11 protein-coding genes are annotated in these 14,502 nt (G+C 29.8%); 10 read left to right on the top strand and 1 reads right to left on the bottom strand.

Annotation, left to right across the window (positions count from 1 at the left end; genetic code table 11):
• Window positions 1-7 precede the first annotated feature (7 nt).
• The 10 genes from RSA29_RS17660 to RSA29_RS17705 all read left to right on the top strand — a co-directional run bounded on the left by RSA29_RS17660 (window position 8) and on the right by RSA29_RS17705 (window position 12,816).
• Window positions 8-1,003 carry a DUF2232 domain-containing protein gene (locus tag RSA29_RS17660; RefSeq protein ID WP_346944163.1) on the top strand — a complete coding sequence of 332 codons (996 nt, stop codon included), beginning with the start codon at window positions 8-10 and terminating at the stop codon, window positions 1,001-1,003.
• Window positions 1,004-1,006: 3 nt separating this feature from the next.
• The gene (locus RSA29_RS17665; RefSeq protein WP_346944162.1) at window positions 1,007-3,001 is read left to right on the top strand and encodes a DHH family phosphoesterase; all 1,995 of its coding nucleotides are present in this window, start codon (window positions 1,007-1,009) and stop codon (window positions 2,999-3,001) included.
• Window positions 3,002-3,003: 2 nt separating this feature from the next.
• Window positions 3,004-3,459, top strand: a complete 456-nt coding sequence (gene rplI, locus RSA29_RS17670) for a 50S ribosomal protein L9 (RefSeq protein ID WP_346934190.1) — start codon at window positions 3,004-3,006, stop codon at window positions 3,457-3,459.
• A gap of 63 nt (window positions 3,460-3,522) precedes the next feature.
• Window positions 3,523-5,412 carry a Lon family ATP-dependent protease gene (gene lonC / locus RSA29_RS17675; protein WP_346944161.1) on the top strand — a complete coding sequence of 630 codons (1,890 nt, stop codon included), beginning with the start codon at window positions 3,523-3,525 and terminating at the stop codon, window positions 5,410-5,412.
• Window positions 5,413-5,602: 190 nt separating this feature from the next.
• Entirely contained in the window at window positions 5,603-6,928 is a 1,326-nt protein-coding gene (locus RSA29_RS17680; RefSeq protein ID WP_346934188.1) for a replicative DNA helicase, read from the top strand.
• A gap of 104 nt (window positions 6,929-7,032) precedes the next feature.
• Window positions 7,033-7,416 (top strand): TM2 domain-containing protein, encoded by a 384-nt coding sequence (locus RSA29_RS17685; RefSeq protein WP_346934187.1) that lies wholly within the window; start codon window positions 7,033-7,035, stop codon window positions 7,414-7,416.
• 194 nt (window positions 7,417-7,610) lie between these two features.
• Window positions 7,611-8,567, top strand: a complete 957-nt coding sequence (locus RSA29_RS17690) for an HD domain-containing protein (protein WP_346944160.1) — start codon at window positions 7,611-7,613, stop codon at window positions 8,565-8,567.
• A 268-nt stretch (window positions 8,568-8,835) separates the two neighbouring features.
• A complete protein-coding gene (locus tag RSA29_RS17695) occupies window positions 8,836-10,221 on the top strand; it encodes an NAD(P)/FAD-dependent oxidoreductase (RefSeq protein WP_346934185.1) in 1,386 nt (461 codons plus the stop codon).
• A gap of 45 nt (window positions 10,222-10,266) precedes the next feature.
• Complete coding sequence (locus tag RSA29_RS17700) at window positions 10,267-11,553, top strand: adenylosuccinate synthase (RefSeq protein WP_346944159.1); 1,287 nt, start codon at window positions 10,267-10,269, stop codon at window positions 11,551-11,553.
• Between the two features lie 189 nt (window positions 11,554-11,742).
• Window positions 11,743-12,816 (top strand): helix-turn-helix domain-containing protein, encoded by a 1,074-nt coding sequence (locus RSA29_RS17705; protein ID WP_346944158.1) that lies wholly within the window; start codon window positions 11,743-11,745, stop codon window positions 12,814-12,816.
• A gap of 53 nt (window positions 12,817-12,869) precedes the next feature.
• Here the strand turns inward: RSA29_RS17705 and RSA29_RS17710 are convergent, their stop codons facing one another.
• Window positions 12,870-14,114: an NAD(P)/FAD-dependent oxidoreductase gene (locus RSA29_RS17710; protein WP_346944157.1), complete on the bottom strand. Its 1,245-nt coding sequence runs from the start codon at window positions 14,112-14,114 to the stop codon at window positions 12,870-12,872.
• Window positions 14,115-14,502: the final 388 nt, after the last annotated feature.

The raw sequence follows: 14,502 nt of genomic DNA on the forward strand, positions 1-14,502 counted from the left end.
GGTTATTATGGAACAAAAGATTAATACTAGAGGATTAGTTGAAGCTGCATTAATGGCAGTAATTATAACTATAATTTTAATGGTAACTTCATATATACCATTAATGTATATGTTTGGTATAGTTGTATTGCCTATACCTATAGCCATTATTTATTGTAGACATGAATTTAAATATGCCATGGGTTCTATACTAGTTAGTATATTTATAAGTAGTATATTTTTTAATCCTATAATAGCACTGAGTTATGCAATTTCTTATGCTACAATAGGAAGTACGCTAGGATATTGTATAAAAAATAAAATAAATCCTTATAAAACATTAATATTGGTTATGGTATCATGTATCATATCACTGATTGGTGAAGTTTTGTTTGCAGCTATAATTATGAATAATGGAAATTTAAGTAATTTTATCAGTGAACAGCTAGCTTCATATTCAGAAATGATTAACACAATTATAGAAGAAATGAAGAATGTTTATGGCAACTTAGAACTAAGTACAGCTCAATTGCAAGAATTAGATAAGTTTAGTCAAATTTTTTCAATAGAAGGAATAGTAATGTCTATACCTGGATTAATTTTAATATATTCATTTACAACATCCTATATATGTTTTGCACTTGTAAGTAAGATTCTTATGAGATTAAGATATAATAGTATTAAGATATTAGACTTCTCAGAATTTTATGTTTCAAATTTAATTGGAGCTGGATTAATTGCAATGATAAGTGTAGGTGTAATACTTAATAGTAAGGGCGTGGAATGGGCATTAATAGTATATAGTGCAACGATGTTATTTACAATAATTTTAATGACTATAAATGGAATGGCTACTGTAAATTATTTTCTTGCTAGAAAAATGAAAATGCCTAGAGTACAAAAAAATATTATGATAATTATAATGTTTTTGTTAAGTGCTTATGTAATTTTTAGTGTTATTGGGTTTGTAGAAATGATATTAGATTTTAGAAAACTAGATCCCCATAGGCTTAGAAAGGTGTAGCATATGAATAAAGCTAGGTTAAAAGAAAAAGCATATTGGTTTATAAAAAGTAAAATATGTATTATTATAATAACTACCATAGTGACGATTTTATTTATACTTGAAGAATTTTTAGGTATGAGCATAGTTCTTTTAATGTATACATGTGCACTTTTATATACAATTTTTTCAGGTACAAATAAAAGCGATAACTTTAACAATTATGTAGATAGTGTAAAATCAAAAATTGATTCAGTGAATGTTATAACATTTTCTAAATTAAATTTACCTATAATGTTTTTATCAGAAAATGGGTTGATAATTTGGAGTAATGAAAATTTACTATGCAATATAGGTAATGATATAATTGGCAAAAACATTAAAGATGTGGTGAAAGAGTTCCATTTAAAATTAGTACTAGATGGAAAGAAATCAGAATATAAAAATGTAGTTATAGAAGATAGGTATTATGATTTACACATGGATATAGTTGATGGTAACTCAATAGATGAGATTGAAAATGTTATAATAGTTTATTTTTATGACATAACTAATAATATTAAGTTAATGAAGGAAATTAATGAAACTAAAGAAAGTGTAATGTTAATAGAAGTTGATAATTTAGATGATGTTATAAAGACGACAGAAGAGGGGTTAAGACCACAGCTTATAGCAGATATAGATAGAACACTAAATAATTATGCAAATAATTTAGAAGCATTAATAAAAAAATACTCTTCAAGCAAATATATACTGATAACTAAGGATAAAAACATAGAAGTAGAGATGAATAAAAAATTTGATATCTTAGATACAATTAGAGAAGTAAGTAGTGGAAATAAGCTTACTGTCACGTTAAGCATAGGTGTTGGAAGAGGCGGAGATATTTCTGCGAAGAACCATGAGTTTGCTACCATAGCTAAGGACTTAGCCCTTGGAAGAGGGGGAGATCAGTGTGTCGTTAAGAGTTTTGAAAAGGTATCTTTTTATGGAGGTAAGACGAAAGAGGTAGAGAAAAGAACGAAAGTAAGAGCTAGAGTGATTGGGCATGCGCTTCTTGACCTTATAAATGAAAGTAGTAAAGTATTTATTATGGGTCACTATAATCCTGATATGGATTGTCTAGGAGCTGCAATAGGTATGTATAGTACAATAAATTCGTTAAATAAGCAGTGTTATATTATAATTGACGAACCTCATGATGCTGTAGGATACATGCTAGATAAGCTTAATGAGAGTGAAGATTATAATAATGTATTTATAAATACTAATAGTGCTAAAGGTATAAAAGATGATAAAAGTTTATTAATATTAGTTGATGTTCACAATGAAAGTTATGTGCTTTCTATGGAAATTGTAGATTTGTTTAGTAGAACAGTAATAATTGATCATCATAGGAAAACAAAGGACTTTATACAAGGCGCATTATTAAGCTATGTTGAGACCTACGCATCCTCAACCTCAGAATTAATAACTGAATTAATTCAATACATGGTAGATAAACCAAAATTGAAAGAGGTAGAGGCGGTGGCATTACTAGCAGGGATATGTTTAGATACTAAAAACTTTTCATTTAAAACCGGTGTAAGAACTTTTGAAGCGGCTGCATTTCTAAGAAGATTAGGTGCAGATACGGTAGATGTAAAAAGAATTTTTAGTGAAGAATTAGATATATATATAACTAAATCTGATATAATAAGAACAGCGAAAGTTAAAGATGGCATAGCTATAGCAAAGTGTCCACCAGAGATATCAAATTATGTAGTAACGGCTCAAGCAGCAGATGAATTACTAAATATTACAGGTATTCAAGCATCATTTGTTCTTGTTAAAATGGAAGAAGATACTTATATAAGTGGAAGGTCATTAGGTGATATAAATGTTCAAGTAATTCTTGAAGATTTAGGTGGTGGAGGGCATTTGACAATGGCAGGTGCTAGAATTAAAAATACTACACAAATTAAAGCAGAAGAAATATTAAATAATGCTATAGAAAAACACTTAAGGAAGGGTGAATAATAATGAAGGTTATTTTATTACAAGATGTAAAATCAGTTGGAAAAAAAGGAGAGGTTGTTAATGCCTCTGATGGATATGCAAGAAATTTTCTATTCCCAAAGAAGTTAGCTCAAGAAGCTAATGATGTTAATATGCACATTTTAAATAAAAAAAATGAAGCAGAGAGAAAAAAGAAAACAGCAGAAATAGAAGCAGCTCAAAAATTAGCTAATGAACTTAAAGATAAAGAAGTTGTTATATATGCAAAATCAGGAGAACATGGTAGATTATTTGGAGCAATTACAACAAAGGATATTTCTCAGGAAATTGAAAAACAATTAAAGGTAACTATAGATAAAAGAAAAATCGTAGTTAATACCGTTAATACAATTAAGACAGTTGGAATATATGAGGCAGAATTAAAATTATATCCAGAGATATCAACTAAAATAAAAGTTATTATAAAAGAGCAACAATAGATTTTAAAACCGAGAGGAGGAAAGCATAGGAGAATTATATAATTTCTTCTATGCTAATATATTTTGAATATAAATTCAGCAAATAAATCTAATAATTTAAGTATTGATCAGGAGCTACCAATAGAGGCAGAAATAGAAGTTTTACACGAGGTTATGTACAAGCTTTTAGATGAAGGTACGATAAGAGGTAGATCAGTTAAATTTAAAGTACAAAAGCATTTGAATGGAAAAGACTATTATAAAAAATTATATGCAATAAATAAAATAGTCACTAATGGAAAAGGGATTTCAATACCGCCAAACAATAATAATATTGAAGAGGCGTTACAAAGCACTAGTTTTGAAATAAGTGAGTTGTTAGCCAAAAGGTATATACAAAATAAATTAGATGCAGAAGTAGAAAAGCACATTATAGAAAAACAGGACAAGTATGTTGATGAAATAAGACTAGGCATTATAAAAAAGCAGCGAGGTGTTGAAAATAGCAAAACTCTAAAGAAGTATGAAAATCTTGAAAAATTAGACTCAAGACATTTAACTCAAAATATTATGAGTATGTTAAGGCCTGAAAGTTTTTCGGAAATAATAGGACAAGAAAGAGCTATTAAATCGTTAATATCAAAAATGTCATCTCCATATCCTCAACATATTATTTTATATGGTCCTCCAGGTGTAGGAAAAACAACAGCAGCAAGGATTGCACTAGAAGAAGTTAAAAAATTTAATCATACACCATATGAAGAGGATGCTAATTTTGTAGAGGTAGATGGAACGACATTAAGATGGGATCCAAGAGAAATATCAAACCCGCTATTAGGATCGGTGCATGACCCTATATACCAGGGATCTAAAAGAGATTTAGCTGAAAGTGGTACACCAGAACCAAAAACAGGGTTAGTTACAGAGGCTCATGGTGGAGTATTATTTATAGATGAGATTGGAGAATTAGATTATACGCTTCAAAATAAACTGTTAAAGGTACTTGAGGATAAAAGGGTAGAATTTTCTTCATCATACTATGATCCGGATGATGAGGGAACGCCTAAGTATATAAAATACTTATTTGATAAAGGAGCTCCAGCAGATTTCGTACTTATAGGTGCTACGACTAGAGAGCCTAATGAAATAAATCCAGCATTGAGATCAAGATGTACAGAAGTATATTTTGAACCATTATCAGCTATAGATATAGAGAATGTTGTATTAAATGCTAGTAAAAAGTTAAATATAACATTAGAAGACGGAGTAGCAAAAGAAATAAGCCGATATACTATAGAGGGAAGAAAAGCTATAAATATTCTTGCTGATGTATATGGATATGTATTACTTAATAGTGATAATGGCAAAGAAGTAGTTATAACTAAAAATCATTTTAATGAAGTTGTTTCTATTAATAGATTAAGACCATATGAGGATCTTGCTAACTTAAAATCTAAAGAGGTGGGTCAAATATTCGGTCTTGGAGTATCAGGATTTTTAGGCTCAACAATTGAAATAGAATGTGCTGTATTTGAGGCTAAAGAAAAAGGTAAAGGTAGTATTAGATTTAATGATACTGCTGGTTCTATGGCTAAAGATTCTGTATTTAACGCAACTTCAGTGATAAGAAAAGTTACAGATAAAGAAATTAAAGATTATGATATACATGTAAATGTTATTGGCGGAGGAAAAATTGACGGACCATCCGCAGGAGCTGCAATAACATGTTGTATTATAAGTTCACTTTTAGAAAAGCCACTAAGACAAGATATTGCAATAACTGGCGAAATATCTATTAGAGGTAAAATAAAACCTGTTGGTGGAGTATTTGAAAAGATATATGGTGCAAGAAGAAAAGGTATAAGTCAGGTTTTAATACCAAAAGATAATTTAAAAGATGTGCCTAATGATATTGAAAACATTGAAGTTACAGCAGTAGAAACTATTGAAGAACTACTTAAAATAGTATTTTAAAATTTAATAATTAAAACCCTGTGACTATAGTATTACAGGGTTTTAAATTTCATGTGTTATTCTCAATGTTGTAATTGGTACATATAACTTAATAGTTGAAATAAAGATTATAATGGTAGTATTAGATAATACTATTAATTAGTCAGTTGAAAATAGAAATTGCTCATTATAATATAAAGAAGGTGAAAATATGAGTGAATCACTTAGAACCATGCCTCAAAATATAGAGGCAGAACAATCTGTAATTGGATCTATGCTAATAGATAGGAATGCAATTGCACAAGCGGCGGAAGTACTTCAAGCAGAAGATTTTTACAAAGATTCTCACAAGACAATTTTTAAGGCAATAAGGGAATTATACAATAAGGATATACCCATAGATATGATAACTCTAGTAGATTATTTAAAATCTAATGACATGCTTGATAAAGCCGGTGGTATAACATATATAACAGAGATAAGTATGTCAGTACCATCTACAGCTAACTTATCTTCATACATAAATATAGTAGAGAATAAGTCTACACTTAGAAGGCTTATAAGAAGTTCTACAGAAATAATAGAAAATAGTTATAATAAACAGGACAATGTAGAGTCTGTTATTGATTTAGCTGAAAAAAATATATTTAACATATCAGAAAAACGAAGTACCAGTGATTTTGAATCCATGAGTGCAGTTCTTGAAAGAGGATTTTTAGAAATCGAGAAGATTTTTAATAATAAAGGTCAGATTAACGGAGTAGCTAGTGGTTTTAAAGATTTAGATGCTAAGACTTCAGGATTTCAAAGTGGGGATATGGTGCTTATTGCGGCAAGACCATCTATGGGAAAAACAACATTTTGTCTTAATATAGCTCAAAATGCAGCAATAAGAGGTGGTAAAAAAGTAGCAATTTTTTCTCTAGAAATGAGTAAAGAGCAGCTAGCTTATAAATTACTTTGTGCAGAAGCAAATGTAGATATGGTTAGACTTAGAAATGGAGACCTAGATGATAGGGATTGGGAAAACATTGCTAGGGCTTCAGGTCCGCTTGCATCATCTGGAATATATATAGATGATACTGCAGGGATATCAGTTATGGAAATGAGATCAAAATGTAGAAGGCTTAAAATAGAACACGGAATAGATTTAGTTATAATAGATTACCTTCAATTAATGTCAGGAAATAGTCCGGATAATAGACAGCAGGAAGTTTCGGAAATATCGAGAAGTATAAAGGCGCTAGCAAAAGAAATGAAGTGTCCCGTTATTGCGCTATCGCAGTTGTCACGTGCACCGGAGCAGAGAGCGGACCATCGTCCAATGCTATCAGACTTAAGAGAGTCTGGATCTATAGAGCAGGATGCAGATATTGTTATGTTCTTATATAGAGAGTATTATTACAGTAAAGACAAAGAGGATGAAAATGTAGCTGAATGTATATTGGCTAAGCATAGAAATGGTGAGGTTGGAACTGTAAATTTAGCGTGGATAGGTAAATATAGTAAGTTTGGAAATTTAGATTTAGTACACTAATAATAATTGTAAGGTTATACTTATAATTTAATTTGATGCATATACTAGGCATTTATTACATAAAGATATAATAATTATACTTTAGCGTGGGGTGAATAGTATTTATGAAAAGTGAAAAAGATTATAATGAGAAATCTATATATGAAGAAGATGAGGAATTATGCATAGAAAAAAATTGTGAGTCTATGTTAGAATTCAATAGTTTAGATGAAGATAATATATTTAGTGAGAAGAGTAAAAATAATAAACCTAATAAGAAATACAGTGTAAAAAGTTGGTGGGCAACATTAATATTTTGTATTATATTAGGGGTTATTGGATTTCATAGATTTTATGTTGGTAAAGCTGGCACAGCGATTTTAATGTTATTTACGTTGGGTGGCTTTGGTATATGGGTGCTAGTAGATTTAATAACTATAATAATAAATAATTTTACTGATGAAGATGGAAAAATAGTTAAAAGAAAACAATCTAGTGATCAACATTAAAAAGATGTGGTAAAACATATCTTTTTTTAAATATTATTGTTTATTTCTATTGAATTTGATAATATTCATATAAAGTAAAGCTTGGCATTAAATATTTTATGTAGCTTAAATAAAACTTATTTTTGTTTATTTGAATTTAAAACTTTAAAGGTTATATGGTTTGATAAAACAATATATAGTAAAGGAGATTTTTTATGGAAAATAAAAAGATTCAAGAACTTAGCAAAGGAGATAAAATTGAAAGCTTCTTTTTGGTTAAGAGTGTAGAATGTAAGATTACTAATAATAGCACTACCAATAAATATTTAGATTTTATGTTTATTGACTCAACAGGAGAAATAAATGCAAAGTTGTGGGAATGTAATAATAACATTGAAAATATAATCAAAGATAATATGTTAGTGAAAGTTAGGGCTATAGTAAATGAGTACAGAGGTAAATTACAGTTAAAGGTAGAAAAAGTAAGACCTGCAACAGAAGAGGATAACGTGAACATTAATGAATTTATAATATCAGCTCCATATAAATCAGAAGATATGTTTGAAGTGATATTAGATTTTATTGGTAAAATAGAAAATCAAGATATAAAGTATATTACAGAAGATATTATCAGTAAGTTTAGTGTTAAATTAATGCACTATCCAGCAGCAAAAAGCAATCATCATGCAATTAAGGGTGGTCTTTTATATCATGTTACAACTATGCTTAAATCAGCAGAAAAACTTCTAGATATATATACTTATTTAAATAAGGATTTATTATATGCGGGTATTATATTACATGATATAGCTAAAATAGAAGAAATGGAATCTAGTGAACTTGGAATAGTATCTAAATATAGCACTGAAGGTCAACTTTTAGGTCATATAATACAGGGAATTAGCTTAATAGAAAATTCAGGATCAAAGATAGGAGCAAACAAAGAGATTGTTATGTTACTACAACATATGATATTAACACATCATTATGAACCAGAATACGGTAGCCCTAAGAAACCTATGATACCAGAGGCAGAAATGCTTCATCATTTAGATGTATTAGACGCAAGGATGTATGATATGCAAAAAGCTACAAGAGATTTAAAAGAAGGAGAATTTTCAGAGAAAATATTTAGCTTAGACGGTATAAATATTTATAAATCATTTATATAAAATAAATTAATAGGAACATAAAAATAGTATAAACTGATGAGTTTATACTATTTTTAATTTGAGAATTTTTAAAAGTGGCATTAAATTATTAGTTTTCTAAAATAAAACTGTTAGAGAGAATAACATAACTAATATAGGTAAAAATAAAATCCTAGATATAGAGTTAAAATGAAATATTACGAAATATATTTTAAAGTTAAATTAAATTATTCGTATTTCATTGAAAATGAAAGTGAACTTTGTTAATATATTTACGGGGTGATTAAATATGAATAATAATTATGATGTTATTATTGTTGGAGCAGGAGCTAGTGGTATATTTACTGCTTATGAGCTGACAGTTTTAAAGTCAAAAGCAAAGGTACTTATAATCGAAAAGGGAAACAGTCTTGAGAAAAGAAAGTGTCCAATAGATGGGAAAAAAATAAAGGCATGTATCCATTGTAAATACTGTAATATAATGAATGGATATGGTGGTGCAGGAAGTCTTTCAGATGGAAAGTACAACATAACTAATAATTTTGGTGGAGACCTATACAAGTATGTAGGGAAGCAAGAAGCCTTAGATCTTATGTATTATGTAGATAAGGTCCTTTGTGATAATGGGGGAAGTGACGCAAAACTTTATTCTACAGCAGAAAGTACAATAAAGACAGAAGCACTTAAACATGACCTACATTTATTAGATGCAAAGGTTAGACATCTTGGAACTGATAGAAATTTAAAAATTTTAGCTAATATGTATGATTATTTAAAAGATAAAATTGATATGGAATTTAATACAGAGGTTTTAGATATTGAAAAACAGAATGATGAGTTTATATTAAAAACTGATAAAGGTGAATATAAGTGTAATGATTTAATCGTTGCAACAGGAAGATCTGGATCAAAATGGATATCTAAGGTTTGTGGTAAGCTAGGTATAGAAAGTAAAAGTAATAGAGTAGATATCGGTGTTAGAGTAGAACTTCCGGCAGCAGTTTTTGAGCATATAACTGATAAGGTATATGAGAGCAAGATTGTATATAGAACAAAAAAATATGGTGATTTAGTTAGGACATTTTGTATGAATCCTCATGGTGAAGTAGTTAGTGAGAATACAAATGGAATAGTGACTGTAAATGGACATAGCTATTCAAATCCAGAGCTTCATACAGAAAATACAAACTTTGCACTATTAGTAACAAATAATTTCACTGAACCATTTAAAAATAGTAATGAATATGGTGAATCTATAGCACAGCTTAGCAATATGTTAGGTGGTGGAGTTTTAGTTCAAAGATTTGGTGATTTAGTTCAAGGAAGAAGAACTAATGAGCATAGAATGGATAAGAGCTTTACTGTACCAACTTTAAAAGCAACACCAGGTGACTTAAGTCTAGTTATACCAAAACGTCAGTTAGATGGTATAATAGAGATGATATATGCATTAGATAATGTTGCGCCAGGAACAGCAAATGAAGATACATTATTATATGGAGTAGAGGTTAAATTCTACAATTCAAATATACAAGTGGATAATAACCTAGAGACAAAAGTGAAAAATCTTTATGTATTAGGAGATGGATCTGGAGTTACACATTCATTGTCACAAGCATCAGCTAGTGGAGTTTATGTTGCTAGGGTTTTAGAGGATAAAAATAAATTAGTATAAATATGAAAATTTTACTCTATAGAGTAAAAGAAAGTGAGGAAAATTATGCCATCATTTATAGTATTAGGAGCTCAGTGGGGAGACGAAGGAAAGGGAAAAATGACTGATTATCTTGCAGAAAGTGCAGATGTAGTTGTTAGATTTCAAGGTGGAAACAATGCAGGCCACACTGTAGAAGTTGGAGAAAAGCAGTATAAGCTACATTTAATACCATCAGGAATACTTTATAACAATAAATTAAATGTAATAGGTAATGGGGTTGTAGTTGATCCTGAAGCATTATTCAAAGAGATGGATTATCTAAAAAATCTAGGTGAGGATATCACACCAGAAAGATTACTTGTAAGTGATAGAGCTCAGGTTATAATGCCATATCATAGAATATTAGATGAACTTAAAGAGGCAGCTAGAGGTAAAAATGATATAGGAACAACTAAAAAGGGAATAGGTCCTTGTTATACAGATAAAGTTGAGAGATGTGGGATAAGAGTTTGTGATCTTATTAAACCAGAAGTTTTAAAGGAGAAATTACAAGCATACCTACCTGATAAAAATGATTTAATCGTTAAAATTTATGGCGGAGAAGCTTTAAAACTTGAAGAGGTTTATGAAGCATATTTAGCTTACGGTGAAAGATTAAAGCCATATGTAGCTGATACATCAGTTAAAGTTTACGACAGCATAAAAGCTAACAAGAATGTATTATTTGAAGGTGCACAAGGTACGCTTCTTGATATAGACTTTGGATCATATCCATATGTAACATCTTCTAATACCGTAGCTGGTGGTGTATGTACAGGAGCTGGCATAGGACCAACTATGATAGATAGCGCAGTGGGAATAGTTAAAGGATACACTACAAGAGTTGGAAAAGGTCCATTCCCAACAGAACTTGAAGATGAAGTTGGAGATTGGATAAGAGAAAAAGGTTTCGAATATGGAACTACAACAGGAAGAAGTAGAAGATGTGGTTGGCTAGACCTTGTTATCTTAAAAAGTGCAGCTAGGGTTTCAGGATTAACAAGCTTTGGAATAACTAAAATAGACACTTTAGCAGGCCTTGAAAAATTAAAGGTTTGTGTAGGCTATAAATTAGATGGAAAAGTTATAGATTATTTCCCAGCAAGTCTTGAGGATTTAGCTAAATGTGAACCAGTATACGAAGAAATGGATGGATGGGATTCAAGCATAAATGATGCTAGAAGATATGAAGACCTTCCAGAGAATGCGAAAATATACTTAAAGAAAATAGAAGAGTTCACTGGAGTTAAAATATCTATAATTTCAGTTGGACCAAGAAGAGATCAAACAATGAGAGTTGGAGAACTTTAATAAATATAAGTAACATTAGATAAGCCTAGTAGTGATACTGGGCTTATTTTTATATAAATAATTAAGAATGTTAGTTTACTAGCAGTAAACTTTTAGAGAAAAAAGTAAGGGTAGCTGTCCATTGTTTTGTTTAAGGGCAAGAACTATACTTTAATTATGGTACCTAGTAATTTTTAAGGAGAGTTTTATATGGATAAGATAAAAATTGGTGAAAGTATTTATAATTTAAGAAAATTAAAGAAAATTACCCAGGAGCAGTTAGGAGATTATGTAGGGGTATCTAAAGGCGCTATATCCAAGTGGGAAAGTGGGGTTTCTTATCCAGATATAGAAATGCTTCCTGTTCTGGCAAGATTCTTTAGTATATCAATAGATGAGCTTTTAAATTTTGATGCTATAATTTCAGAAGAAATGATGGAAGCGATATGCAAAGAGTGTCAAGATATAATTAATGCAGGGCATGGGGAAAAAGGCATTGAATTATGTCAGTCATATATAAATAAATATCCTACAAATTATAAATTAAAGTTCACGTTAGTGACTTTAATGACTATGGGATGTGCTTTAATGAAGGATGAAGCTGAGATAAAAAATATATATGGAAAAGCTATAGGTGTATATGAAGATATAGTTAATAATTCTACTGATGAGGAAACTGTAGTGGCATCAAAACTTCAGTTAATTAATTACTATGCTTCCTTTGAGGAATTTGATAAGTCTATAGAGATACTAGAAAAGATGAAAAAACCATTAGGTAATACTAATATAATGAAAGCTAGTATCTATATTAGAAAAAACGATTTAGAAGAAGGTCGAAAACTGTATCAGTATGAGTTTTTTAATTGCATAACCGAGGCTCAAGCTATATTGCATGGATTAGCTTCATCTTATTACAAAGAAAATTTAGAGCTAGCGGAGAGATATATGGAATTGGGGCTGCAAATTAGAGAATTAACTCTTCATAACAAATATAATAATACATTTGGGGATTATCTTCAGTTAGCGGGATTGTATGCATACTATAAAAATGAAGAAAAAACTATTGAGGCTATAAGTAAAGCAGTTAAAGCTTTAGAGGGAATTAAGGATACTGATGAAAATCCATGGTATTTTAGTGAAATGAAGTTAAGTGGTGATTTCACAGCAATTTTAAAAATGAGTTCAATGGTAATTAATCTATTAGAAATGAAGGAATATGAATTTTTAAAGGATAACAAAGAATTTTTAGAAATAAAAGAAAGAATACAGAAAATAGAATACTAATTTAGTTAAAGTAAAAGGCTATCATTCAGTAATGAGTGATAGCCTTTTATAATTTAAGATTTGGGATTTAAAGAAGCATATATGCCTTGTATAGCGGCACTAGAGGAGCTCCAGCACCATTGAAGGTTAAAGCCACCGCAATCTCCGTCCACATCAAGAATTTCGCCTCCGAAGTATAACCCAGGCTCTAGATATGACTCAAGAGTTATTGGATTAACATCTTTTGTATTAACACCGCCAATTGTAACTTGAGCATTTTCAAAGGGATTTGTATCTGTAACTTTAAATTTCCAAGAAGTAAGGAGTCTATAAAGTTTAAATCTGTTTTCATAATCTACATCATAGGTTGGCATATGTATATCTAAAATTCCAGATTCCTTTAGAACGATAGGAATAAACTTTTTATTTATTAGGCCTATTAGATTATCATGAATACTTCTATGAGAAAAAGTTGCAAAGTGAGTTTCTAAAGACTCAACAACCTTATCATATTCAGTGTTAGTTAAGTTTACATCTATAACTACATTATCGTTATTTAGTACGCCTCTAGAGGCAATACGACTTAGTTGAAGAATTGGTGGGCCAGAAATACCATAGTCAGTAAAGAGTATTTCACCAAACTCAGTTCTTTTTTCTTCACCATTAACTAATATACTGCAGGAGCTAGTAAATTTTACTCCAGATAAAGCCTTAAGTTTATCATATTTTAGTTTTAGTTGAACAATTCCAGGGGTAGGTGAAATAATACTATGGCCAAAAGCTTTTGCTAATTTGTAACCAGAACCATCTGAACCAAGCTTGGTATAGCTTTTTCCACCAGTGCACAGTAAAAGTGTTTTACACGTATAAGTAGCAGTATTTGTTTTTATTTCAAATAAATTTGTTTTGTTTTTAGATATGCTAGAAACTTTATTTTCCATATACATTGGAATTTCTCTTTCAGATAGATTTAGTCTTAGTATATCTATCACTGATGACGCTTGAAGAGAAATAGGATACATTTTACCTGATTCAAGAGTACAGGTATAGATTCCAATGGATTTAAAGAATTCAAGAGTGCTATCTAAATTATACTTTGTAAGAATTTCATTAAAGAAACTTTTATTTTCACTATGAAATCTATCTAAAGTTAGATTTTCATTAGTAATATTACATCTTCCATTACCAGTGGTTAATAATTTTTTACATATTCTATCATTACCATCAAGTACAGCTACATCTATATTTAAAACTTTTGCCTTAATTGCAGATGCAACTCCACATGAGCCACCACCAATTATTATTAAATCATGATACAAATTTTTCACCTCATATTAAATCTAAAATTTTTTTGTTTTTATTAATTTTGAACTATTTATTTAATAGTATATACTAATTTTAAAATTAGTATATAACTTATTATAATATAAAATTAAGTATTTGTGAAACTAGGTATATCAAGGGTTACAGAAGTTTTAATGAAATTAATAAAGACTAAAAGTGTTTAAGATAAAAAACAAAATGGAAAAAATAAAATAAAATTTAATTAAAGTTGTTGACAAAGGTTTAAAAATTTTGTATTATAGTAAATGTCGAGTGGCTCGGAAGCAAAGCAAAGAGAAACAACGACATGGTAACGAAAGTTAAATGACATATGGCTCCTTGGTCAAGCGGTCAAGACACCACCCTTTCACGGTGGTAACAGGG

The sequence above is a fragment of the Clostridium sp. genome (assembly GCF_036660475.1).
Taxonomy (GTDB): Bacteria; Bacillota; Clostridia; order Clostridiales; family Clostridiaceae; genus Clostridium_J.

Excerpts from the sequence above, each read along its gene's own strand:
- RSA29_RS17660 (WP_346944163.1), top strand. The coding sequence starts at position 8 with ATGGAACAAAAGATTAATACTAGAGGATTAGTTGAAGCTGCATTAATG.
- RSA29_RS17665 (WP_346944162.1), top strand. The coding sequence starts at position 1,007 with ATGAATAAAGCTAGGTTAAAAGAAAAAGCATATTGGTTTATAAAAAGT.
- rplI (WP_346934190.1), top strand. The coding sequence starts at position 3,004 with ATGAAGGTTATTTTATTACAAGATGTAAAATCAGTTGGAAAAAAAGGA.
- RSA29_RS17680 (WP_346934188.1), top strand. The coding sequence starts at position 5,603 with ATGAGTGAATCACTTAGAACCATGCCTCAAAATATAGAGGCAGAACAA.
- RSA29_RS17685 (WP_346934187.1), top strand. The coding sequence starts at position 7,033 with ATGAAAAGTGAAAAAGATTATAATGAGAAATCTATATATGAAGAAGAT.
- RSA29_RS17690 (WP_346944160.1), top strand. The coding sequence starts at position 7,611 with ATGGAAAATAAAAAGATTCAAGAACTTAGCAAAGGAGATAAAATTGAA.
- RSA29_RS17695 (WP_346934185.1), top strand. The coding sequence starts at position 8,836 with ATGAATAATAATTATGATGTTATTATTGTTGGAGCAGGAGCTAGTGGT.
- RSA29_RS17700 (WP_346944159.1), top strand. The coding sequence starts at position 10,267 with ATGCCATCATTTATAGTATTAGGAGCTCAGTGGGGAGACGAAGGAAAG.
- RSA29_RS17705 (WP_346944158.1), top strand. The coding sequence starts at position 11,743 with ATGGATAAGATAAAAATTGGTGAAAGTATTTATAATTTAAGAAAATTA.